At 69.2% G+C, this 23,195-nt stretch carries 21 protein-coding genes; 10 read left to right on the top strand and 11 right to left on the bottom strand.

The window, feature by feature from the left end; translation table 11 throughout:
• The first annotated feature begins 63 nt into the window (after positions 1–63).
• From B2869_RS15285 to B2869_RS15250, 8 genes are read left to right on the top strand one after another with little or no spacing between them, the layout of a single operon-like run.
• Positions 64–1,578, top strand: coding sequence for an ABC transporter ATP-binding protein (locus B2869_RS15285; RefSeq protein ID WP_021199707.1), 1,515 nt, complete (start codon positions 64–66; stop codon positions 1,576–1,578).
• Positions 1,575–2,894: an ABC transporter permease gene (locus B2869_RS15280; protein ID WP_029260564.1), complete on the top strand. Its 1,320-nt coding sequence runs from the start codon at positions 1,575–1,577 to the stop codon at positions 2,892–2,894. Before B2869_RS15285 ends, B2869_RS15280 begins: the two co-directional genes overlap by 4 nt.
• The gene (locus tag B2869_RS15275) at positions 2,894–4,177 is read left to right on the top strand and encodes an ABC transporter permease (protein WP_029260565.1); all 1,284 of its coding nucleotides are present in this window, start codon (positions 2,894–2,896) and stop codon (positions 4,175–4,177) included. Before B2869_RS15280 ends, B2869_RS15275 begins: the two co-directional genes overlap by 1 nt.
• Positions 4,120–4,602: a cytidine deaminase gene (locus B2869_RS15270; RefSeq protein WP_268741824.1), complete on the top strand. Its 483-nt coding sequence runs from the start codon at positions 4,120–4,122 to the stop codon at positions 4,600–4,602. Before B2869_RS15275 ends, B2869_RS15270 begins: the two co-directional genes overlap by 58 nt.
• The gene (locus B2869_RS15265) at positions 4,599–5,912 is read left to right on the top strand and encodes a thymidine phosphorylase (protein WP_021199704.1); all 1,314 of its coding nucleotides are present in this window, start codon (positions 4,599–4,601) and stop codon (positions 5,910–5,912) included. The genes B2869_RS15270 and B2869_RS15265 overlap by 4 nt, the downstream gene beginning before the upstream one ends.
• A 50-nt stretch (positions 5,913–5,962) precedes the next feature.
• The gene (locus tag B2869_RS15260) at positions 5,963–7,078 is read left to right on the top strand and encodes an adenosine deaminase (protein ID WP_292768364.1); all 1,116 of its coding nucleotides are present in this window, start codon (positions 5,963–5,965) and stop codon (positions 7,076–7,078) included.
• A gap of 2 nt (positions 7,079–7,080) precedes the next feature.
• Positions 7,081–8,190 carry a polysaccharide deacetylase family protein gene (locus B2869_RS15255; RefSeq protein WP_292768361.1) on the top strand — a complete coding sequence of 370 codons (1,110 nt, stop codon included), beginning with the start codon at positions 7,081–7,083 and terminating at the stop codon, positions 8,188–8,190.
• A 35-nt stretch (positions 8,191–8,225) separates the two neighbouring features.
• A complete protein-coding gene (locus B2869_RS15250) occupies positions 8,226–9,119 on the top strand; it encodes a carbohydrate kinase family protein (RefSeq protein WP_292768358.1) in 894 nt (297 codons plus the stop codon).
• 3 nt (positions 9,120–9,122) lie between these two features.
• On the opposite strand, the gene B2869_RS15245 is transcribed toward B2869_RS15250, so the two are convergent.
• From B2869_RS15245 to B2869_RS15210, 8 genes are all read right to left on the bottom strand, one after another.
• The gene (locus B2869_RS15245; protein ID WP_292768355.1) at positions 9,123–9,866 is read right to left on the bottom strand and encodes an alpha/beta hydrolase; all 744 of its coding nucleotides are present in this window, start codon (positions 9,864–9,866) and stop codon (positions 9,123–9,125) included.
• Between the two features lie 49 nt (positions 9,867–9,915).
• Complete coding sequence (locus tag B2869_RS15240; protein ID WP_292768352.1) at positions 9,916–11,208, bottom strand: flavin-containing monooxygenase; 1,293 nt, start codon at positions 11,206–11,208, stop codon at positions 9,916–9,918.
• A gap of 99 nt (positions 11,209–11,307) precedes the next feature.
• Positions 11,308–12,465: a mannitol-1-phosphate 5-dehydrogenase gene (locus tag B2869_RS15235; protein WP_292768349.1), complete on the bottom strand. Its 1,158-nt coding sequence runs from the start codon at positions 12,463–12,465 to the stop codon at positions 11,308–11,310.
• The gene (locus tag B2869_RS15230; protein ID WP_292768346.1) at positions 12,462–12,896 is read right to left on the bottom strand and encodes a PTS sugar transporter subunit IIA; all 435 of its coding nucleotides are present in this window, start codon (positions 12,894–12,896) and stop codon (positions 12,462–12,464) included. The genes B2869_RS15235 and B2869_RS15230 overlap by 4 nt, the downstream gene beginning before the upstream one ends.
• Complete coding sequence (locus tag B2869_RS15225) at positions 12,893–14,527, bottom strand: PTS mannitol transporter subunit IICB (protein WP_292768343.1); 1,635 nt, start codon at positions 14,525–14,527, stop codon at positions 12,893–12,895. Before B2869_RS15225 ends, B2869_RS15230 begins: the two co-directional genes overlap by 4 nt.
• Complete coding sequence (ptsP, locus tag B2869_RS15220) at positions 14,524–16,209, bottom strand: phosphoenolpyruvate--protein phosphotransferase (RefSeq protein WP_036331196.1); 1,686 nt, start codon at positions 16,207–16,209, stop codon at positions 14,524–14,526. The genes B2869_RS15225 and ptsP overlap by 4 nt, the downstream gene beginning before the upstream one ends.
• Positions 16,206–16,484 carry an HPr family phosphocarrier protein gene (locus tag B2869_RS15215; RefSeq protein WP_021199694.1) on the bottom strand — a complete coding sequence of 93 codons (279 nt, stop codon included), beginning with the start codon at positions 16,482–16,484 and terminating at the stop codon, positions 16,206–16,208. Before B2869_RS15215 ends, ptsP begins: the two co-directional genes overlap by 4 nt.
• Positions 16,481–16,798 (bottom strand): PTS sugar transporter subunit IIB, encoded by a 318-nt coding sequence (locus B2869_RS15210; RefSeq protein ID WP_292768337.1) that lies wholly within the window; start codon positions 16,796–16,798, stop codon positions 16,481–16,483. The genes B2869_RS15215 and B2869_RS15210 overlap by 4 nt, the downstream gene beginning before the upstream one ends.
• Positions 16,799–16,964: 166 nt before the next feature.
• Between B2869_RS15210 and B2869_RS15205 the strand changes: the two genes are divergently transcribed.
• Positions 16,965–18,887 carry a BglG family transcription antiterminator gene (locus B2869_RS15205; RefSeq protein WP_292768334.1) on the top strand — a complete coding sequence of 641 codons (1,923 nt, stop codon included), beginning with the start codon at positions 16,965–16,967 and terminating at the stop codon, positions 18,885–18,887.
• A gap of 11 nt (positions 18,888–18,898) precedes the next feature.
• Here B2869_RS15205 and B2869_RS15200 read toward each other — a convergent pair whose 3' ends face one another.
• Genes B2869_RS15200 through B2869_RS15190 form a run of 3 tightly spaced genes read right to left on the bottom strand, consistent with a single transcriptional unit; the run spans position 18,899 to position 21,665 of the window.
• A complete protein-coding gene (locus B2869_RS15200; RefSeq protein ID WP_021199691.1) occupies positions 18,899–19,162 on the bottom strand; it encodes an HPr family phosphocarrier protein in 264 nt (87 codons plus the stop codon).
• A 2-nt stretch (positions 19,163–19,164) separates the two neighbouring features.
• Complete coding sequence (locus B2869_RS15195) at positions 19,165–20,835, bottom strand: phospho-sugar mutase (RefSeq protein ID WP_292768329.1); 1,671 nt, start codon at positions 20,833–20,835, stop codon at positions 19,165–19,167.
• Positions 20,832–21,665, bottom strand: a complete 834-nt coding sequence (locus B2869_RS15190) for a purine-nucleoside phosphorylase (protein WP_021199689.1) — start codon at positions 21,663–21,665, stop codon at positions 20,832–20,834. The genes B2869_RS15195 and B2869_RS15190 overlap by 4 nt, the downstream gene beginning before the upstream one ends.
• Positions 21,666–21,713: 48 nt before the next feature.
• On the opposite strand from B2869_RS15190, the gene B2869_RS15185 reads away from it, so the two are divergent.
• A complete protein-coding gene (locus B2869_RS15185) occupies positions 21,714–23,162 on the top strand; it encodes an NAD(P)H-quinone dehydrogenase (RefSeq protein WP_021199688.1) in 1,449 nt (482 codons plus the stop codon).
• The last annotated feature ends 33 nt before the right edge of the window (positions 23,163–23,195 follow it).

Genomic DNA, 23,195 nt, shown 5'->3' with positions numbered 1-23,195 from the left:
GATCCCCCTGGAAGACTCGTCTGGATGGCTCTTCTGGATGACTCTTCTGGATAAGGTGCAGATATGAAGCTCGAACTTCGCGGCATCACCAAGCGATTCGGCACCCTCGTTGCCAACGACCACATCGATCTGGTGGTCGAACCGGGTGAGATCCACGCGCTGCTCGGTGAGAACGGCGCAGGCAAGTCCACCCTCATGAATGTTCTCTACGGCCTGTATCAGGCCGACGAGGGCGAGATCCTCCTCGACGACGAGGTGCAGCGCTTCCGCGGTCCCGGTGACGCGATGGCTGCGGGGATCGGCATGGTCCACCAGCACTTCATGCTCGTCCCGGTGTTCACCGTGGCCGAGAACGTCATGCTCGGACATGAGCAGACCAAGGCCCTCGGCACGCTCGACATCGCGAAGGCGCGAGAGCACGTGCGATCGGTCGCGGCCCGCTTCGGCTTCGACATCGACCCCGACGCGCTGGTCGGAGATCTTCCCGTCGGCGTGCAACAGCGCGTCGAGATCATCAAGGCGCTGTCGCGCGACGCGAAGGTGCTCGTGTTCGACGAGCCCACCGCGGTGCTCACTCCGCAGGAGACGGATGAGCTGATGGGCATCATGCGTCAGCTGCGTGACGAGGGCACGGCGATCGTGTTCATCACGCACAAGCTCCGTGAGGTCCGCGAGGTCGCGGACAAGATCACGATCGTGCGCCTCGGCAAGGTCGTGGGTGAGGCTTCGCCCACAGCGACGAACTCCGAGCTGGCATCGCTCATGGTCGGCCGCGCGGTCGAGCTCACCGTGCACAAGGAGCCGCCGCGCCTGGGTGAGGGCGGCTTCGAGGTCACGGGTCTGCGCGTTCTGACGCCCACCGGCGCCATCGTCGTCGACGGGGTCGATTTCGCCGTCCGGCCGGGGGAGGTGCTCGCGATCGCGGGCGTCCAGGGCAACGGTCAGACCGAGCTGGTGGAGGCCATCGTCGGTCTCGCCGCCCGTGTCGAAGGCAGCATCCGACTCGACGGCAACGAACTCGTCGGCAAGAGCGTGCGGGCGATCCTCGACGCCGGCGTCGGCTTCGTGCCGGAAGACCGGACGGAAGACGGCCTGGTGGCCGGGTTCTCCGTCGCCGAGAACCTGATCCTCGACCGTTCGGACGACCCGGCGTTCAGCCGTGCGGGCACGCTGCGGCGTGGAGCACTCGACGAGTTCGCCCGTGCGCGCATCAAGGAGTACGACATCCGCACGCAGGGTCCCGAGACCCCCGCCGGCACGCTGTCCGGCGGAAACCAGCAGAAGGTCGTCATCGCCAGGGAGATGAGCCGCGATCTGCGCCTTCTCGTCGCGGCGCAGCCCACCCGCGGCGTGGACGTCGGCTCGATCGAGTTCATCCACAAGCGGATCATCGAGACGCGTGACGCGGGTGTGCCCGTGATCGTGGTCTCCACGGAGCTCGACGAGGTCGCAGCTCTCGCCGATCGGATCGCGGTCATGTACCGCGGCACGATCGTCGGCATCGTCCCCGGCGACACGCCTCGGGAGACGCTCGGACTCATGATGGCCGGAGCGGCCGAAGGGGAGGTGGCCGCGTGAGCGGAGCGACGCCCGGCGCAGGAGATGTGACCAAGGGGATCCCGCCGCAGGAGCTCGCCACGAGCACCGGCACGGTCCCGCGCGACCCTTCCGACGTGCCGCCGCCCCCGCGCGGCAACGTCATCCTCAAGGAGATCCTCCGCGGCAGCGCCGTGACCACGATCCTCGCGATCGTGCTGGCGCTCATCGTCGGCGGCATCCTCATCGCGCTGACGAACGAAGACGTGCAGGCGGCATCCGTCTACTTCTTCGCGCAGCCCGGTGACACGTTCGTCGCCGCCTGGAACGCCGTCTACAACGGATACGAGGCGCTGTTCCGCGGGGCGATCTTCAACGCCCGTGGCGCGGACTTCGCGGCGCAGATCCGACCCCTCACCAACACGCTCGGCTTCGCGGCACCGCTCATCGCGGCCGGCCTCGGCGTCGCGCTGGCGTTCCGCGTCGGGCTGTTCAACATCGGTGCCCGCGGTCAGATGCTGATCGGCGTCGCCGTCGCCGCGCTGCTGACGTTCTCGCTCGACCTGCCGATCTGGCTGCACATCCCGGTAACGCTCATCGCCGGTATCGCGGGCGGTGCGCTCTGGGGTGCGATCGCGGGACTCATCAAGGCGCGCACCGGTGCGCATGAGGTGATCCTCACGATCATGCTCAACTACATCGCGTACTACCTGCTGCTCTGGATGATCCGCACCCCGGGTCTGCTGCAGAAGCCGGGCACCAACCAGGCCCTCGGATCGGCGACGCCGGAGAGCGCGCAGTTCCCGACGCTGCTCGGACCGCAGTTCCCCCTTCTCGACCTCGGCTTCGTGATCGTGATCGTGGCGACCCTGTTCGTCTGGTGGCTCATCGAGCGCTCGTCGCTCGGCATGCGGATGCGCGCCGTGGGCGAGAACCCGCACGCCGCGCGGGCCGCGGGCATCAGCGTGCAGCGCATCTACGTGTACGCCATGCTCTTCGCGGGCGGCCTCGCGGGCCTCGCGGGCATGAATCAGATCCAGGGAGCGGTGACCACTGGTGTCACCGAGACGATCGATGCCGGTATCGGCTTCGACGCCATCACCGTCGCCCTCCTCGGGCGCAGTCGCGCCTGGGGCACGTTCGCTGCCGGCATCCTGTTCGGCGCCCTCAAGGCGGGATCGTTCTCGATGCAGGCACAGGACATCCCGGTCGACATCGTGCTCGTCGTGCAGTCGCTCGTCGTGCTGTTCATCGCCGCGCCGCCGCTGCTGCGCACGGTGTTCTTCCTCCCCAAGACCGATATCGAGAAGGCGGCACGGCTCAGAGCCAAGGCCGCGAAGAAGGCGGTGGCGGCATGATGTCCCTCGTGCAGACCCAGGCCGCCGACGGCACGGTGCAGCTCGCGACCGTGAAGGAGCGGCACCTCAAGGCGCCGATCGTGCTGGCCGGAGCGACCGTGCTCCTGGCCCTGCTGTTCCTGCTCGTGCCGCGCGACGGCATCAGCACGTTCCGCCTTTCCGACCAGTCCTCGGCGCTCGCGCTGCCGGATGTGGCGCTGCCGACGGCCTCGACCTTCTGGGTCGTGTTCGGCATCCTCGTGGTGCTCACGGTGGGGGCGTTCCTGCGGGCATGGACCTACCGTCCGCCGTCCCTGTGGCTCGTGATCGCCTTCAGCGTGCTGGCCGTCTTCGCGTTCCTCGTCTGGGCCTCCGCCGGCGGACTCGTGCCGGTCACGAGCCTGCTGTTCGGCGCGGTCTCGCTCTCGGTGCCCCTGGTGTTCGGCGCTCTGGGCGGTGTCATCGGCGAGCGTGCCGGCGTCGTGAACGTCGCGATCGAGGGGCAGCTGCTTCTCGGTGCCTTCTCGGCAGCGCTCCTGTCGAGCATCACCGGGAACCCGTTCGTCGGCCTGGTGGGGGCGATGATCGGCGGCGTCCTGGTGGCTAGTGTCCTCGCCGCGTTCGCGATCAAGTATCTGGTCGAGCAGGTCATCGTCGGTGTCGTCCTCAACGTGCTCGTCACCGGTCTCACCGGCTTCCTCTACGGCGCACTCCTCGCTCCGAACGAGGCGACCCTGAACACGCCCGTGCGATTCCCGCGCGTCGAGATCCCGGTCCTCAGCGACATCCCGATCATCGGGCCGGTGCTGTTCAACCAGACCTTCATCGGGTACCTGATGTTCATCACGGTCGCCGTGGTGGCCTGGGGCCTCTACCGCACCCGGTGGGGTCTGCGGCTGCGTGCCGTCGGGGAGCACCCGCAGGCGGCCGACACCGTGGGTATCAAGGTGAACCCGACCCGGTTCTGGAACGTGCTGCTCGCCGGCGCGATCGCCGGCATGGGAGGCGCGTACTTCACCCTCGTCTCGGTGCCGCAGTTCGGCAAGGACATGACGGCCGGGCTCGGCTTCATCGCCCTCGCCGCTGTGATCTTCGGCCGATGGGATCCCATCCGTGCGACCCTCGCGGCGCTGCTGTTCGGTTTCGCGACCAACCTGCAGAACCTGCTGTCGATCCTGAAGACGCCCATCCCGGGCGAGTTCATGCTGATGCTGCCGTATGTCGTGACGCTGCTCGCGGTCGCCGGATTCGCCGGGCAGATCAAGGCCCCTGCCGCAGACGGCAAGCCCTACATCAAGTCGTAGCCCTGCCGGAAGAGAGAAACATCGCAATGACCGACATCGACTGGGATGAACTGCGCCAGGTCGCCACGGATGCCATGACGAAGGCGTACGCGCCGTACTCGCGCTACCGCGTGGGTGCGGCCGCCCTCGTCGGCGACGGCCGCATCGTGGCGGGCTGCAACGTGGAGAACGCGTCGTACGGTGTGACGCTGTGCGCGGAGTGCGCCCTGGTCGGTGACCTGCACATGTCCGGCGGCGGCCAGCTCGTCGCGTTCGTGTGCGTCAACAACGAGGGGCAGACGATCATGCCGTGCGGACGCTGTCGCCAGCTGCTGTTCGAGCATGCGATGCCCGGGATGCTCCTGGAGACCGTCTCCGGCATCCGCACGATCGACGAGGTGCTGCCCGATGCGTTCGGGCCGCGCGACCTGGAGGAAGCACGATGACCGCTGGACAGGCTCAGGGAGCCATCGAACCGTTCGACGCGATCGATGTGATCCGCGCCAAGCGCGACGGGGGTGCCGTGCCCGAGGCGGAGCTGCGGTGGATGGTCGATGCCTACACCCGCGGCTATGTCTCGGACGCGCAGATGGCGTCGTTCGCGATGGCGATCTTCCAGCGCGGCATGGAGCGCGACGAGATCCGCGTGCTGACCGACGCGATGATCGCGTCGGGGGAGCGGATGAGCTTCGCCTCCCTCGGCAAGCGCACGGTCGACAAGCACTCCACGGGTGGCGTCGGCGACAAGATCACGCTGCCGCTCGCCCCGCTGGTCGCCTCGTTCGGCGTGGCCGTGCCGCAGCTGAGCGGTCGCGGGCTCGGTCACACAGGAGGCACGCTCGACAAGCTCGAGTCGATCCCCGGATGGCGCGCTGCTCTGAGCAACGAGGAGATGTTCGCGCAGATGCAGGGAGACGTGGGAGCGGTCATCTGCGCCGCCGGCTCCGGCCTCGCTCCCGCGGACAAGAAGCTGTACGCGCTCCGCGATGTCACCGGCACCGTCGAGGCGATCCCGCTGATCGCGTCGAGCATCATGTCGAAGAAGATCGCCGAGGGCACGGACGCTCTCGTGCTCGATGTGAAGTTCGGCTCCGGTGCGTTCATGCAGGACATCGATCGCGCCCGCGAGCTCGCCCGCACCATGGTCGCTCTCGGCACCGACTCCGGGGTCGCGACGACCGCCCTGCTGACCGACATGAACGTCCCGCTCGGCCTTGCGATCGGCAACGCGAACGAGGTCCGTGAATCCGTCGAGATCCTCGCCGGTGGCGGACCCTCCGATGTGCGCGAGCTCACGATCGCCCTGGCACGCGAGATGCTCGCCCTCGCAGGACAGCCGGACGCCGACGTGGAGGCCGCTCTCGACGACGGCCGCGCCATGGACACCTGGAAGGCGATGATCCGCGCTCAGGACGGAGATCCGGATGCCGCGCTCCCGACGGCGCGCGAGACCCACCAGGTGCTCGCCCCCACCGACGGAATCATCACGCGCATGGATGCCCTTCCGTTCGGGGTCGCTGCCTGGCGTCTCGGCGCGGGGCGCGCCAGGGCGCAGGACCCGGTGGTCTTCGAGGCAGGCATCGATCTGCATGCGAAGCCGGGCGATCGCGTCGTCGCCGGCCAGCCGCTCTTCACCCTCTCAGCCGCAGACGATGCCCGGTTCGGCAGGGCTCTCGACGCCCTCGATGGTTCGTGGGAGATCGGGGATGAGGCGCCGGTGACCGGCCCCATCGTCCGTGAGCGCATCACGGCGTGACGGCGGACCGCTAGCCTGAACTGAGCACATCCGCGACCGAGAGGATCACCATGTCGATCGATGCGAACGGCGACGTCACACTTCAGGGGATCTCCCTGCGGAGCCTTCCCAAGGTGTCGCTGCACGACCACCTCGACGGCGCGCTGCGGCCCGCCACGATCATCGAGCTCGCGGACGCGATCGGCCTGGAGATTCCGGAGTCCGACCCGAAGGCGCTGGGGTCGTGGTTCGCGAAGCAGAGCGATTCCGGTTCGCTGGTCGAGTACCTCAAGACGTTCGACCTCACGACCGCCGTGATGCAGACGCAGGAGGGCCTCACCCGTGTCGCACGGGAGTTCGTCCAGGACCTCGCCGCCGACGGCGTGATCTACGGCGAGGTGCGCTGGGCGCCCGAGCAGCACCTGGCTCGCGGCCTCACGCTCGAACAGACCGTGGAGGCGGTGCAGCAGGGCATCGAAGAGGGTGAGGACGCCGCGGACCGCTCGGGACGCAGCATCCGCGTCGGGCAGCTGATCACGGCGATGCGGCACACCGATCGTGCCCTCGAGATCGCCGAGCTCGCGGTCGACTTCCGCGGACGCGGTGCCGTGGGCTTCGACATCGCCGGTCCTGAGGACGGCTTCCCGCCGTCGAACCACCGCAAGGCGTTCGACTACCTCGCCGAGAACTTCTTCCCCGTCACCGTGCACGCGGGAGAGGCGGCGGGTCCCGCCTCCATCCGCTCGGCTCTGCTGGACGGGCGCGCGCTGCGACTCGGCCACGGTGTGCGCATCGCCGAAGACCTCGAGGTCATCACCCAGGAGGGCGACGAGGTGCAGGTGCAGTTCGGCGACCTCGCGCGCTGGGTCCGCGACCGCGAGATCCCGCTCGAGCTCTCGCCTTCGTCGAACCTGCAGACCGGGGCCATCGCCGCGTGGGGCAACACCATGGTGGACCACCCCTTCGACCTGCTCTACCAGCTCGGGTTCGCGGTGACCGTGAACGTCGACAACCGCACCATGAGCGCCACCTCTCTCACGCGTGAGCTCGCGCTGCTCGTCGAAGCGTTCGAGTACGACCTCGACGACCTCGAGACCTTCCAGTTCAACGCCGCCGCCGCGGCGTTCCTCCCCGTCGAGGAGCGTGAGGAGCTCGTGGAGATGATCGCCGAAGGCTTCGACGCCTGACCATGGCTTCCGGGGGGAAGAAGCGCCGCACGCGTGCCGCGATCATCATCAGCGCCGTCGTGGCGGTCGTCGTCGTCGGAGGAGGCGCTGCCGCCTTCGTCTGGCTGAACCGGGCGCCGGAGAACACGATTCCGAAGGCGCAGTCCGCCACGATCGAGCACCCGCTCACGCCGGCGGAGCAGATCGTGGCCGATGCGAACGATCCGCGCGCCTGTGCGGTGACATTCTCGGGCGACGGGGCTCCCGCCGACCCGATGCTGCAGTTCCAGGACGCCCTGTACCAGGGTCTTCCGATCCCGCAGCTGGAGGGCCGGGTGTTCGCCGGCTGGTACGCGACGGCGGCGGACGCCGGAGCGTCGACGGTCGCGGCCCGCGTGAACGGCGCCGACCCCGTGGTGTGCACAGACCAGCAGGTCGAGCTCTTCGCCGCCTGGAAGACGCCGGAGGAGAACGCGGCCGAGAACGTACGGGTCCCGATCCTCATGTACCACCAGTTCACGGCCGACCCCGAGGGGGAGAAGGGCTGGTTGCGCGGCAACTACGCGTACATCGGCGACTTCGATGCGCAGATGAACCACATCGCGACGACGGGCTTCTATCTGCCGACGTGGGACGAGCTCAGCGCCTTCATCGACGGTCGTCTCTCGCTGCCCGCCAAGAGCGTGATCATCACCGATGACGACGCCGACCAGTCGTGGTTCGATCTCGCGGTGCCGGTCGTGGACAAGTACAAGCTGCTCAGCACGTCGTTCATGATCACGTCCGCTCGGCAGGACCCGGCGCCGTCCATCTACGTGCAGCGCCGCTCGCACACGCATGACATGCACCAGGCGGGCGACAACGGCAAGGGGCGGATGGTCAACTGGACGGCCGATCAGATCGCGGCAGACCTGACGACGTCGGCTCAGATCCTCGGTGTGGGTCAGGTCGTGGCGTATCCGTACGGGCACTACAACGACACGACCAAGCAGGGTGTTGCGCAGGCCGGCTACGAGATGGGTCGCACCATCGAACCCGGATACGTCACGATCGGCACGGACAAGCTCGCCCTTCCCGTCGTGCGCATCGACTACGGCATGGGGCTGGACGCGCTGGTCTCGCGCATCGGCTGAGAGACGGTCGAGACGAGGCACGGCAGGATGGTCCCATGCCCTCCTCCTCAGAGTCCGCAGCGGAATCCGCCTCCGTCGTCATCGTCGGGCCGGCATCGTGGAACACGATCATCGTGCTGGATCGGCTTCCTGAGCCGGTGCCGCACATGCAGTTCGCCGAGGACACGTGGGAGACGGTCGGAGGGACCAGCGCGGGCAAGGCGCTCAGCCTGACCGCGCTGGGCCGGACCACGCGGCTGCATGCCATCTCCGGGACGGATATGGAGGGCGTGCGCGTGCGCGACGCATTGCGCGCCGCCGGCGTGCAGACCTCCTGGGACGACGGGGTCACCGAACGGCATCTGAACCTGATGACGCGTGAAGGCGGTCGCGTCTCGCTGTACCTGTCGACCCCGAGCACGGCCGAGGGCACGCGCGACGACCGGATGCGCGACCGGATGGTCGCTGCCGATGCGGTCGTGCTCGACCTCGCGGCGGAACCCCTGCGTCTGCTGCCTCTCGCCCGATCGACCGGCACACCGATCTGGGTGGATGTGCACGACTACGACGGCAGGGCGCAGTACCACCGGCCGTTCCTCGACGCCGCTGATGCGGTGTTCTGCAACGCCGACCGGCTGGACGACCCGGTCGTGTTCCTGCAGTCCCGCATCGCGGCGGGAGCGCGCCTGGCCGTGTGCACCCTGGGAGCGGAAGGGGCCATGGCGGTCGACGAGCACGGCGTGGTGCATCGGGTTCCTGCGGTGCCCGTCGAGGTCGTCGACACGAACGGCGCGGGTGATGCGTTCCTCGCGGGCGTGCTCGACGCGCGTCTCGACGGGGCGGGCGTCGCCACTGCGCTCGAGGCGGGGGCGCGTTCGGCGGCGGCGGTCCTGCGCACCCGGCACCTCCATCCGCTGCTCGACCCGGTCCTCGGGGCCGTGGGGAAGTGACGCTCAGGGCGAGAGCGGTGCGAGGAACCCGTCGGTCAGACGCGTGACCTCCGCGTGCATCTCGTCGTGCGAGATCGTCGGAGTGCCGTCGCCGTCCTGCGGTCCGTAGTCGCCGAAGGACGCGTGCGACGCCCCCTCGATCTCGACCATGTCGGCATCGGCGGGCAGCTGATCGCGCGCATCGGCGATCTTCTCGGGGGTGGACAACCCGTCTTCGCTGCCGGACAGGCTGAGGACGGGAAGCCCGCTGCCGGAGAGATCGTTCGCGCAGTAGGAGGCGAACAGGACGAGCGCATCGGCGTCGTCCGCGAGCTGGCACGCACGCACACCGCCCAGGGAGTGCCCGCCGACGCCCCAGACATCGACGTCGGGGGCCGCCGAGGTGAAGGCGTCGAGTCCGCGCGGGTCGAAGAACGCCAGGTTCAGCCACGGGCGTGTGATCACGACCGTGACCCCCTCTTCGGCCAGCCCCTGCAGGATCGCGGCATACGCCCACGGATCCACCTTGGCCCCGGGGATGAAGACGAGGCCGAGGTCCGATCTCCCGTCGGCGGGGGCGAGCACGATGCCCTGGTCGGCATCGGTCACGGTGATGGCGGGGTTCTCCCGCACGGAGGCGAGCGGCTCCGGCTCCGCCGCCATGACGCCGATCTGGGTCCAGGCGAGCACCCCGCCGACGGCGACGACCAACACGATCGCGACGCTCCACAGCACGCGCTTCAGGATCCGGCGGGGCTTCTTCTGCACGAGACAACGCTACTCCGCCCGGTCGACGATCGCTCGTCACCGAGAAGCGCTACGCCCGTGACTCCAGAATGCGCTTCTCGTTCCGGACGGCACCGCGGTAAGCGTCCTTGTTGACGTAGTAGGCCATCCGATCCAGGCCCAGGTAGCGGTAGCCGCCGGTCACATCGGGCCAGGGGATTCCCGTCACACGATCGCGGAATCGCGACGCGCGCTCCGGATCCTGCTCGACCGCGTTCAGGTAGGCCGCGAGCAGCTCCGCCTGCTCGTAGCGGCCCTGCCAGCCGATGCCCGAGGCCTCGATCATGCCCATCACGTAGAGGCCGTTGAACGAGGCGGGGAAGACGTTCAGGAACAGCCGTGGCGCGGCACCGCGCCAGTGCAGGTGGTCGCGGTCGACGAACGGATAGTCGAGGGTGTAGCCGGTGGCGAGCAGCACGAGGTCGTAGTCGTCGGCGCTGCCGTCACGGAAGTGCACGCTCGCGCCGCCGAAGCGCGAGACGTCGGGGCGGATGCGCAGATCGCCCTGCCCGAGGTGGTTCAGGACCATGGTGTTCACGATCGGGTGCGACTCGTAGATGCGGTAGTCGGGCTTCGGGAACCCGAACCGCGCGGGGTCGCCGGTGAAGGCCCGCAGCACACGACTGTCGATGGCCTGCTTGATGCGCGCGGGGAGCGGTCGCCCCTGGTTGAGAGTGTCGCTCGGCCGGCCGAACAGATACCGCGGAACGAAGTAGTACCCCCGGCGGACGCTCATGTCGACGGATACCGCATGATGCACGGCGTCGACCGCGATATCGCAGCCGGAGTTGCCCGCGCCGATCAGCAGCACGCGCCGGTCCTTCAGCTGCTCGGGCGACTTGTAGGCGTGCGTATGCAGCAGCTCGCCTGTGAACTCACCGGGGAATGCCGGGATGTTCGGCTCGGCGAGCGTCCCGTTCGCGAGAACGACGCCCGCGTACCAGTGCGTCTCGTCTCCCCTGGGGCCGGAACTGGTCAGATCCCAGCCGCCGTCGCGCGGCTCGAGACGCGCGACCCGCGTGTCGAAGCGGAAGAGGTCGGTGAGCCCGAAGTGCCGAGCATAGTCGTCGAAGTAGTCCCTGAGTGCCCGGTGTCCGGGGTAGTCGACTCGGGACCGCATGGGGAACTCGGTGAACTCGGTCGTCGTGCGGGAAGAGATGAGATGCGCGGACTCGTACATGGTGCTGCGGGGATTGCTGATGTCCCACAGCCCGCCGACGCCGTGCGAGGCCTCGTATCCGTCCACGGAGATCCCGCGCTTCTGCAGGGCACGCGCTGCGGCGAGACCGGACGGACCAGCGCCGATCACGGCATATCTGTTCATGTGGCTCCCGGACATCTGTGTGTTCTCGCACGTCGTCGTGCGCGAAACGCCCCCGCCCACCGATCGTATCGGCAGGCGGGGGCGTCGACGGGTCGCGGGTCAGGCCCTCTCGATGTGCTGCTGGCGGGCGGCGACGGCATTCCGGATCAGCGGGAACAGCGGATGCTCGGGGTCGAGGCCCGTCGTCCGCGTGGTGAACCCTGCTGCGTCCTCCTCGCGCAGCAGCTGCTGCAGCTCGACCGACTGCTCGTCGGCCGGGTCGTCGAACTCGAGCGCTGCCGAGACGGCGGCGACCAGGGCCTCGGTGGACAGTCCGCGCTCCGCGGCCATGGCTGCGGGTCCCACGAAGCGCTCGTGACGCGAGATCTTGCGCAGCGGCTGACGTCCGACCCGCTGTACGGTGTCGACGAGTGCGGGGTTGCGGAACCGGTCGAGGATCTTCGCGCGATAGGCGGCGAGATCCTCCGGGTCCAAGCCGTGCTCGGCGACCAGCACGGCCGACGTCTCTTCGAGGGCCGCCGAGACGCTCGCGGCGATCGTCGGATCGGCCAGGGCATCCGAGATGCGCTCGATGCCCGCACGGGCACCGAAGTACGCCGTCGCCGCATGCCCCGTATTCACGGTGAACAGCTTGCGCTCGATGTACGGCGCCAGGTCGTCGACGAAGTGCGCGCCGGGGATTCTCGGCAGCTCTCCGCCGAACGGTCCCGACTCGATCGCCCATTCGAAGTAGGGCTCGACCGTCACGTCGACGCCCGATCCCTCCGGCTGTGCCGGCACGATACGGTCGACCGCCGTGTTCGCGAAGACCGCTCTGGCCAGCAGTGTGTCGGCATCCGCCCCTGCGGCCGCGGCGATCTCACGACGCAGCAGGTCGGTGGCGCCGATCGCGTTCTCGCACGCCATCACCTGCAGCGGTGCGGCGGCGGGGGAGCGCAGGGCCAGTCCCGCGACGATCGACGGGGCCACGAACCGCAGCACCGTCGGTCCGACGGCGGTGGTGACGACGTCGGCCGACGCCACCTCTTCCGCCACTGCGGCGGGGTGCGTCCGGCTGTTCACGGCACGGAAGCCGGTGACGACGTGATCGGTCCCTCCGGGGCCGGCCTCGTGCACGGTGTACGAGTCGACCGCGTTGATCGCGTCGACCAGCGCGTCGGCGACGTCCGAGAAGACGACCTCGTACCCGCCCTCGCGCAGCAACAGACCGACGAATCCGCGCCCGATGTTGCCTGCCCCGAAGTGGACCGCCTTCATCCCTCGTTCACCTCCGAGAGGAGGGCGTAGAGCTCCTCCGGGGTCTGCGCAGCGGAGAGCCGGGCCACGTCGTCCTCCTCGGAGAACAGGATCGCGATCCGGGAGAGGATCTCCAGGTGCTCGTCACCCACGCCGGCGATGCCGATCACGAACGTCGCAGGGTCACCCGACCAGTCGACACCGCCGTCATAGCGGACGACCGACAGGGCCGACGCGAGGATCGTGTCCTTCGCGTCGTTGGTGCCGTGCGGAATCGCCAGCCCGTTGCCCATGAAGGTCGAGACGGTCTCCTCGCGCTGCCGCATCGCGTCGACGTAGGCCGGGGTGACGGCTCCGGCCGCGACGAGGATGTCGGTCGCCTCCTGGAGGGCCTCGTCGCGCGACGCCCCTACGGGGTGGATGCGGACCTGTTCGGGGGTGAGAACGCTCATTCGCTTTCCTTTCGCTGTTCACGCACCATCTCGACGACCTCTTCGTACTTGGGTGAGTTCATGAAGTTGTCGACCGACACGTGGACCGAGTTCGGCGACTTCGCTTCGGCGCGCTCGGTGAGCTGCTGCTGCGTGATCACCACGTCGGCTGTTCCGTCGAGGTTCGCGATCGCCTGGTTGGTGACCGTGATGTCCTCGATGCCGGCCTTCTTCAGCTTGTTGCGCAGCACACTGGCGCCCATGGCGGATGAGCCCATGCCGGCGTCGCACGCGAACACGATGCGCTCGATCGGCGCGGCGGCGATCACCGTCGTGCTCGCGGCGGCAGCCGCCTCGGGGGATGAGGTCGCGGTCGACGTGCGCAGCGCGTCCATCGCGGCCGACGACTTGCCCTTGTTCGCCTCGGTCTGGGCGATCGCGGCACCGAAGGTGTCACCCTCGGCCTCCAGATCGCGCTTGCGGGAGGCCCGCAGGATCACACCGGTGATGAGGAAGGTGACGGTGGCGGCGATGATCACCGACAGGTACACGACCAGCAGGTTGCCGACGCCGGGTCCGATGGCGGCCGCGGTCACGGCGATGATGCTCCCCGGTGCGGCCGGGAATGCCAGACCGCCGCCGAGCACCATGTTCGTGGTGACTCCGGCCGCGCCACCCGCGATGAGCGCGAGGATCGTGGTCGGCTTGCTCAGCGCGTACGGGAAGTAGATCTCGTGGATGCCGCCGAAGAACTGGATGATCGCCGCACCCGGTGCGGAGGCCTTCGCCGCGCCGACGCCGAAGAACGTGAAGGCGAGCAGCAGTCCGAGGCCGGGGCCGGGGTTCGCTTCGATGAGGAAGAGGATCGACTTGCCGGTCTCCGCCGCCTGCTCGATCCCGAGCGGGGTGAAGACGCCGTGGTTGATGGCGTTGTTCAGGAACAGCACCTTCGCCGGCTCGACGATGATCGACACCAGCGGCAGCAGGTTCAGCGAGACGAGCCAGTCGACAGCGCCACCGAGGACGGTGCTGATGCCGAGCATGACGGGACCGAACGCGAAGAAGCCGACGATCGCGAGGAGCATGCCGAGGATGCCGGCGGAGAAATTGTTCACCAGCATCTCGAAACCGGGGCGGATCTTGCCCTCCCACAGCCGGTCCATCTGCTTGGTGATCCACGCGGCGACCGGGCCCATGATCATGGCGCCCAGGAACATCGGGATGTTGGTGCCGACGATCACACCGACGGTGGCGATGGTGGCCACCACACCGCCGCGCTCGCCGTAGACCATGCGGCCGGCCGTGTTCGCGATCAGCAGCGGCAGCAGGTACGTGACCATCGGTCCGACGAGGCCGACGTAGGCGAGGATGTTCCCGTTGTCACCCTCGGCGACCGCGGTCATGGCACCCTGCCACCCGATGATGGCGGAGTCGCCGCCCCCGCCGATGATCTCGGACACGCCGGCCCAGTGCCAGCCGAAAGGGCTGTCCGCGCCGAAGAACCCGGCCGGGATGAAGAGCATCGTGATGAAGCCCCAGGCGATGAAGGCCGCGATGTTGGGCATGATCATGCCCGAGAGGAATGTGCCGAAGCGCTGCACTCCTACGCGGAGGCCGCCGGGTCTGGTGGCGGCAGGTGACGTCGTCGTCATGATGTCGTCTCTTTCTTGTGGAGGGGGAGTTCCGCGGCGAGCGTCGCCACGGCGGTTCGGGCGGAGGAGGCATCGTCGGCAGCCAGGGCGGCCTGCGCGAGGCTCCGCGCCTCGGACGGGGTGCGCTCGGACAGCGCGTGTCGTACGTCGGCGAGGGCCGACGGTGCCATCGAGAGGCTGGTCGCGCCGAGCCCGACCAGCACCACGGCGAGGAGAGGGTCGGCCGCGGCCTCGCCGCAGATCCCGACGGGCTTGCCGAGACGTGCGCCCGCATCGCCGACCTCGCGCACCAGGCGCAGGACGGCGGGGTGCCAGGGGTCCTGGAAGCCGGCGACCGAGCCGAGCATGCGGTCGGCAGCCATCGTGTACTGCGTGAGGTCGTTGGTACCGATCGACGCGAAGTCCGCATGGGCGAGCACGCGGTCGGCGAGCAGGGCGCTCGCCGGGATCTCGACCATGACGCCGGCGGTCTTCAGCCCGTATTCCCGAGCGAGGCCGGTGAAGTAGATCGTCTCCTCGACCGTCGCCACCATGGGGGCCATCACCCAGAGGTCCGCCTCCGTCTGGGCGTCGGCTTCCGCAAGCGCGGTGAGCTGCTCGCGCAGGATGTCCTCGCTCGCCCGCAGCGCCCGCAGGCCCCGAAGACCGAGAGCCGGGTTCTCCTCGTGCGCGTCGTTGAGGAACGCCAGCGGCTTGTCGGCGCCCGCATCCAGCATCCGGACCACGACCTTCTTGCCGGGGAACGCCGCCAGCAGTTCGCGATACGACTCGCGCTGCTGCGCGATGGTGGGTGCCTGCGCCGAGGACAGGAACAGGAACTCGGTGCGGAACAGCCCGACGCCCTCGGCCCCCCGAACGACCGCATCGGCCGCGTCTGCAGGCTTCCCCAGATTCGCGAGCAGCGCGACAGGCGTGCCGTCGGCGAGAGCGCCGGGAGTGGGTGGGGCCGCGTCGGCCGACTGGCGAGCGGCTGCGCGCTCCGTGGCTCGGGCCTTCTCGTCATCCGTCGGTTCGCGTGTGACGACGCCGCTGGCCGCGTCGACGATCACGGTCTCGCCGGTGGTGAGCATCTCGCCGTCGGCGACCCCGACGATCGCGACGATGCCTTTCTCCCGCGCGAGGATCGCGGTGTGGGATGTCGGGCCGCCATCGGTGGTGATCAGCGCGAGCACCTGGTCCAGATCGAGGAGCGCCGTGTCGGCGGGGGCGAGGTCGCGCGCGACCAGGACGAACGGGTGTCCCGGGTTCGGAACGCCGGGGGCGTCGACGCCGCGGAGGCGGGCGAGCACGCGCTGCGCGATGTCGTCGAGGTCGGCTGCGCGCTCGCCGAGGTAGCCGCCGACGGCTTCGAGCGTGGCGCGGAATCCGGCGAACGCATCGTGCACAGCCCATTCGGCCGTCGCACCCGCGTCGATCCGGGTGTCGACCTCGTCCTGGAGAGTCGGGTCCTCGGCGATCATGGCCTGCGCCTCGAGCACCTCCTGCGCGGATCCGCCGGCGGCCTCGCCCCGTTCGTTCAGCTCGTTCGCAACGGTGGAGACGGCGTCGCGGACTCGGGCGCGTTCGACGTCCGCGCCCGCGGTGCTGGGCGTGTTCTCCGGAGCGGGCATCGCCTCGGCCATGCGGACGATCGGGCCCTGGGCGACCCCGAGACCGATCCCCACTCCCCGGAGCTCGCTCATGCGGAGTCCTGATCGTGGTCGGTGGTGAGGAGTTCGGTGAGCGTGTCGAGCACGTTCTCGGCGCCTTCGCCGTCGGCCGTGAGCGTCACGTAGTCGCCGTGCTCGACGGCCAGGGCGATGACCCCGAGGATGCTCGCCGCGTTGACCGGCTTGCCCGAGTCCTTGGCGATCGTCACGGCGATGCCGGAATCCTTCGCGGCCTGCGCGAAGAGCTTCGCGGGGCGGGCGTGCAATCCGTGCGAGGAGCCGATCCGAACAGTGCGGGTGGCGGTCATGATGTTCCTTTCGGGGTTTCGCCGGCGGCGGCGAGGATCGATCGGGCGAGGTCGAGCGTGCGCGAGCCGTCGAGATCGGCGAAGACGTCGTCCGGAAGCACCGCGACGGGCGCGCTCGCACCTTCGCGGATGGCGTCGAGGCGGTCGCTCAGATGAGGGCCGACGAGGACGAGGTCATGGTCGGATCCGGCGACGGAGCTCTCCATACCGGCCGCCGCGTCCCAATCGAGACTGGCCGCGGCTGCCGCACGGCGGAGCCGCTGCGCGACGAACGTGCTCGATGCTCCCGCACCGCACACCACGAGAATCCTCATCGATGCCCACCCTTCCTGAGAACAGTCTGGGAACGGTGGAGGGGTGCGCGCCAACACGTTCCTTTCCGCCCCCGCGGAACAGGCCCTTCCGCCCGAGGGCGCCGGGCACCTGACATCATGGAGAACACGTCGAGACAGTGCGGTCAGCACGCGGAAGGGGAGGATCATGTCGCGCCAGCGCCAGGACCAGCTCCTCGCGGCGTTGCTGCGCCAGGAGGGGTGGGCGACGGCGGCGAGCCTCGCCGACCTGATGGGCGTCACCCCGCGCAGCATCCGCTCCTATGTCGCGGCGCTGAACGCCCGCACGCCCGGGGCCGCGGTGATCGAGTCGGGTCCTGCGGGCTACCGTGCCGGATCCGGCGCCCGTGGCGCGCTGCGGATGCGCCAGACGGGGGATTCCGCACCCCGTGACCGTCTGCACACCCTGGTACGGCTCCTGCTCGACGAGCACGGAGGCATCGACGTGTTCGACACCGCCGAGGATCTGCACGTCAGTGAAGCGACGCTCGAAGCCGACCTGGTGCGCGTGCGGGGTCTGCTCGACGGCACGGACCTGGTGCTCGAGCGCGAGCGCGAGACCGTGCGACTGCGCGGCAACGAGACGGCGCAGCGCCGCCTGCTCAGCAGACTCGCCCACGACGAGATGGACGACGCCTCGTTCCATCCGGAGACGTTCCGCCGGGCGCTCTCCGGATCGGCGGTGGCCGCAAGCGCGGTCGGGCCGTTCAAGTCCGCGCTCGTGCGCGAACTCGGCGAACTCGGCTACTACGTGAACGAACTCGCGATCTCCGATGTGCTGCTGCACATCGCGATCGCCGCCGAGCGGGTCGCCGCTGGACACACCCTCGAATCGACCCCGGCGGGCACCCGAGAGGAGATCCCGCGCGTCGGGAGCGTTATCGCCCGCCTCGCCTTCGAGCATTTCTCCGTGGTCCTCGGCGAGGGGGACAGCGGTCATCTCGCATCCCTCGTGCTCACCCGCATCGTCGCGCCGGGCGAGGACGCGACGCGTGAGGTCGCCCGCAGCGGCGTGGATCCGAAAGTCGAGGCCGCGGTACGCGCGGAGATCGCCCGAGCGGCGGAGGACTTCCAGGTCGACCTCGTCGACGAGACCTTCGTGCTGCGTCTCGCCCTGCACGTGCAGAATCTGCTGCGCCGCGCCGAAGAGAGCGCCCTCACCCGCAATCCGCTCACCCGGTCGCTGAAGACGACGTACCCGATGATCTTCGAGGTGGCCGTCTCGATCGCCAGCGGCCTGCACGACCGGGTCGGCACACCCATCCACGACGACGAGATCGCCTACATCGCCATGCACGTGGGTGGGCGTCTCGAACGCAGCCGCAAGGCCGAGTCGATCCTCACCGCCACCATCGTCTGCCCGGGCTATCACGAGTTGCATGAGCTGCTCCGCTCCAGCGTCGACCGCTCCCTGGGGTCGGCGATCGAGGTCACGACCGTCGTGACCAATGTCGATCCCGACTGGGCGTCCTTCGACACCGACCTCGTGCTCAGCACGATCGAACCGGGGTCGTCCGGCGACCGATTCGTGCGCATCCAGCCGTTCCTGACCGACGCCGACGTCGACCGGATCCAGCAGGCGGCCGCCCGGGTGCGCCGAGGGCGACGTCTCACGCGGCTCCGTGGCGAACTCGCCCGCTACTTCCTCGCCGACGCGTACGTGTTCCCGCTTCCCGATGAGGGGGAGGAGACGATCATCCGTCGTCTCGGCGGTCTCCTGGTGCAGGCCGGCCTGATCGGCGAGGACTACGTCGAGAACACCATCGTGCGGGAGCGGATGTCGTCGACGGCGTTCACCGATGCACTCGCCGTCCCCCACGCACTCCAGATGACCGCCACCCGCACCGCGATCGCCATCGGCGTCGCGGACGGCTCAGCGGCCTGGGGCGGCGGACGCGTGCAGGTCGTCGCGCTCGCCGCGTTCAGCGAGAGCGATCGTGCGGCGTTCCAGACCGTGTTCGAACAGCTCGTCGAAGTGTTCAGCGAACGCGAGAGCGTGCAGCGGATCGTCCGGAAGGGAACGACGTTCGAGGCGTTCCTCGATGAGCTCGTCGCTGTGATCGACGGCTGACGGCGCAGCGGTCACCCGCGGGGAGCGAGTACCTCCGCGAGCTGGTCGAGAACGGCCTCCGCCGTCGCGGAGGGCGCCGTCTCGATCACCACGGAGTCCCCGGAGGCGATCCCCAGGTCCATGACCGCCAGCACGCTCGTCAGATCGACGGTCGTGCCGTCGGCCGTGCGCAGGGTGACCGGAGCGTCGTGCGACTGCGCGAGTCGCACGAGCTCGGCCACCGGACGCGCGTGAACCCCGTTGTGCGCGCTGACGATGAGGCTTCGGACCGGCATGCTCAGGAGCGTTCGTCGAGGAGGGCGCGGACGCCCGCTTCGAGCTCCGCGACGGCGTCACGTGCGCTCTCGGCCGACTCCGCCCTCGCATCGATGTAGACCTTCAGCTTGGGCTCGGTCCCGCTGGGGCGCACGATCACACGGGAGCCGTCGCCGAGACGGTACCGCAGCACGTCTCCGGAGGGCTGACCCGGTGCGGCCTGCAGCAGGTCCTCGGCCGAGGCGATCGATCGGCCGCCGATGTGCGTCGGCGGGAGTGTGCGCAGCGCGAGCATCACGGAGCCGATGACGGCGAGGTCCTCGACCCGCACCGACACCTGACCGCTCGCGAAATGCCCGTACGTCTCACCCAGCTCGTCGAGCAGATCGACGAGCGTGGCTCCGCGATCGCGGGCCTCGGCGGCAAGGCCGAGGATGGCGACGGCCGCCGACACCCCGTCCTTGTCGCGCACGGTCTCCGGATTCACGAGGTAGCCGAGAGCCTCTTCGAAGCCGAAGACGATACCCGGTGCCCGGGAGATCCATTTGAAGCCGGTGAGGGTCTCGTGGAAGTCCAACCCGTGATGCGCGGCGACGGCGCCGAGGCCGGGGGAGGAGACGAGAGAGCAGGCGAGCGAGGCGCCCGGTGTGCCGGCCGCCGCGCGTGCGGCTCTCGCGCCGAGCAGGAGACCGACCTCGTTGCCGGTGAGACGACGCCAGCCGTCGGGGGCGGAGTCGTCGGGGACCGCGACGGCCAGTCGATCCGCATCGGGGTCGTTCGCCAGGATGAAGTCGGCCTTCACTCGTCGGGCTCGCGCGAACGCGAGATCCATCGCCCCCGGTTCTTCCGGATTCGGGAACGACACGGTGCGGAACGTGGCGTCGGGGGTGAGCTGCTCGTCGACGACGAACGGCTGCGGGTATCCCGCTTCCTTGACGATGCGGGACAGCGTCTCCCAGCCGACCCCGTGCATCGCGGTGTACACCCACCGCATCCCGGTCGTCCCGGCGGGTGCTGGCGCCACGGCCACGGTTGCCGCGATGTAGGCGTCGACGACCTCTTCGCCGGCCGTCTCATACTCGGTGGAGCGCGGCAACGTGGTGATGGAGCCCGCGTCGGCGATGCGCTGGATGTGCGCGGCGATCTCGGCGTCCGCCGGGGCGACGATCTGGGACCCCTGGTCGGCGCCACCGAGGTACACCTTGTAACCGTTGTCGTTCGGCGGGTTGTGGCTCGCCGTCACCATCACGCCGGCATCGGCGCCGAAGTGGCGCACGGCGAAGGCGAGGACGGGCGTCGGGAGCAGGCGGGGAAGCAGGATCGCCCGCAGACCGGCTCCGGCGAACAGCTCGGCGGAGTCCGTCGCGAACACGCGGGAGTTCCGGCGCCCGTCGTAGCCGATCACGACCGTCGGGGTCGCGCCGTGCGACTTCTCGCGCAGGTAGGCGGCGAAGCCGGCTGCGGCCTGGCCGACGAGAACCCGGTTCATCCGGTTGCTGCCGGCGCCGAGTTCGCCGCGGAGACCCGCGGTTCCGAAGGCGAGGCGAGTGCGGAAGCGGTCGTCGAGGTCGGCGACGGCCTCTCGGTCGCCGGCGGCCGCACGTGTGATCACGCCGGCCAGCTCGTCGCGCGTCTGCGGATCCGGGTCCTGTCGCAACCAGGCGCGGGCCTGGGCGAGCCGCTCGTCGCTCACAGGGCCTCGACCACCCTGGCCAGAAGCGCGGAGATCACCGGCTCGGCCTCGCGCCCGGCCTCGATCACCTCGGCATGGCTGAGCGGTGTCTGCTGGATGCCGGCGGCGAGGTTGGTGATGAGCGAGAACCCGAGGATCTCCATGCCGGCCTCGCGGGCGGCGATCGCCTCGAGCGCGGTCGACATGCCCACGATGTGGCCACCGATGTGCTTCGCCATCTGCACCTCCGCCGGGGTCTCGTAGTGGGGGCCGCGGAACTGCGTGTAGACGCCCTCGTCGAGCATCGGGTCGATCGTCCGGGCGATCTCGCGCAGACGCTTCGAGTAGAGGTCGGTGAGGTCGACGAACGTGGCGCCCTCGAGCGGAGAGTCGGCGGTGAGGTTGATGTGGTCGCTGATGAGCACGGGCTGACCGGGCGTCCACGTCTCGCGGATGCCGCCGGCGCCGTTCGTGAGCACCATGATCTTGGCGCCTGTCGCGGCGGCGGTGCGCACGCTGTGCACGACACGGCGCACACCGTGGGCTTCGTAGTAGTGGGTGCGCGCGCCGATGACGAGGACGTTCTTGCCGTCGGGGGTGCGGATGCTGCGCAGCGTACCGACGTGTCCTTCGAGCGCGGGCTTGGAGAAGCCGGTGACCTCGGTCGCGGGGATCGTCGCCACGGTCTCGCCGATGATGTCCGCGGCCTTGCCCCAGCCGCTGCCGAGGGTGAGGGCGATGTCGTGCTTCTCGACGCCGGTCAGACGGGCGATGTCGGCGGCGGCCTGTGCGGCGACCTCGAAGGGGTTCGCGGTCGGGTCGTCGAGGGGGTTGCTGTGCGTTTCGGGCATGGATCCACTCTAGGAAGGTGCAGGCTCGGGTGCCAGGATTGCGCGAGAATGGATTCCATGTCTTCCACCACTTTCGAGCGCACTCAGCGCGTCGCCGTCCTCGGCGGCGGTCCCGGCGGCTACGAGGCGGCCCTCGCGGCAGCCCAGTTGGGGGCCGAGGTCACCCTGGTCGAGCGCGTGGGAGTCGGCGGATCCGCCGTCCTCACCGACGTCGTGCCCTCGAAGAGCCTGATCGCCACCGCCGATGCGGCCGTCGCCATCTCCGAGGCGAGCGACCTCGGGGTCAACTTCTACGCCAAGGGCGACCACTCGCGACCCCTCAAGCCCGAGATCGCGATCAACCTCGCCGCCGTGAACAAGCGGCTCCTCGCGCTGGCGGGTCAGCAGTCCGAGGACATGCGTGCGACGCTCCTCGAAGCCGGCGTACGCATCCTCTCCGGTCACGGTCGCCTCGAAGGGCCCACCGCGATCATCGTCTCGACGGGCCAGGGCGGGACCGACTTCGACCGGGTCGAGGCCGACACGATCATCGTGGCGGTCGGTGCCTCTCCGCGCGAGCTGGACTCGGCCAAGCCCGACGGCAAGCGCATCCTGACGTGGACGCAGCTGTACGACATGAAGGCGCTCCCCGAGCACCTCATCGTGGTCGGTTCCGGTGTCACCGGTGCGGAGTTCGCCTCCGCCTACATGAACCTCGGTGCCAAGGTGACCTTGATCTCCAGCCGCGAGCAGGTGCTCCCTGGCGAGGACAAGGATGCGGCGAGCGTTCTGGAGAAGGTCTTCAAGCGCGGGGGCATGCAGGTGCTCTCCAAGTCCCGTGCCGACCGCGTCGAGGTCACGGATGACGGGGTCACGGTCACCCTGTCGGACGGGCGCACGGTCGATGGCAGCCACTGCCTGATGGCGGTCGGTTCCATCCCGAACACCGCGGGCATCGGTCTGGAGGAGGCGGGTGTCGAGCTCGACGAGTCGGGACACGTGCGGGTGAACCGGGTCGCGCGCACCTCGGTCCCCAACGTGTACGCGGTCGGCGACTGCACGAACTTCTTCCCGCTGGCCTCGGTCGCCTCGATGCAGGGGCGCACGGCCGTCTTCCACGCCCTCGGCGACATCGTCATCCCGCTCGAACAGATCAAGATCACCTCGAACATCTTCACCGCGCCCGAGATCGCCACGGTCGGCTACGGCGAGAAGGACGTCGAGGACGGTGTGGCCGACGGCCTGGTCTACAAGCTCCCGCTCGCGGCGAACCCGCGCGCGAAGATGATGGGCATCAAGGACGGCTTCGTCAAGCTCATCGCCCGCAAGGGATCGGGCACCGTGATCGGCGGCGTGATCGTGGCGCCGAAGGCATCGGAGCTGATCTACCCGATCGCGGTCGCCGTCGAACGCCGTCTCACGGTCGACCAGGTCTCGCGGGTCTTCGCGGCATACCCCTCGCTCTCCAGCAGCATCACCGATGCGAGCAGGGCGATGCATCTCGTGAACATCTCCTGATCCCGGGAGAGATGCGGAAAGGGCGCCCCCCCC

This window comes from Microbacterium sp. UBA3486 (assembly GCF_002377845.1).
Taxonomy (GTDB): domain Bacteria; phylum Actinomycetota; class Actinomycetes; order Actinomycetales; family Microbacteriaceae; genus Microbacterium; species Microbacterium maritypicum_A.
Note: the sequence above shows the minus strand (reverse complement) of the source record. Positions and strands in the feature narration are given on the sequence as shown.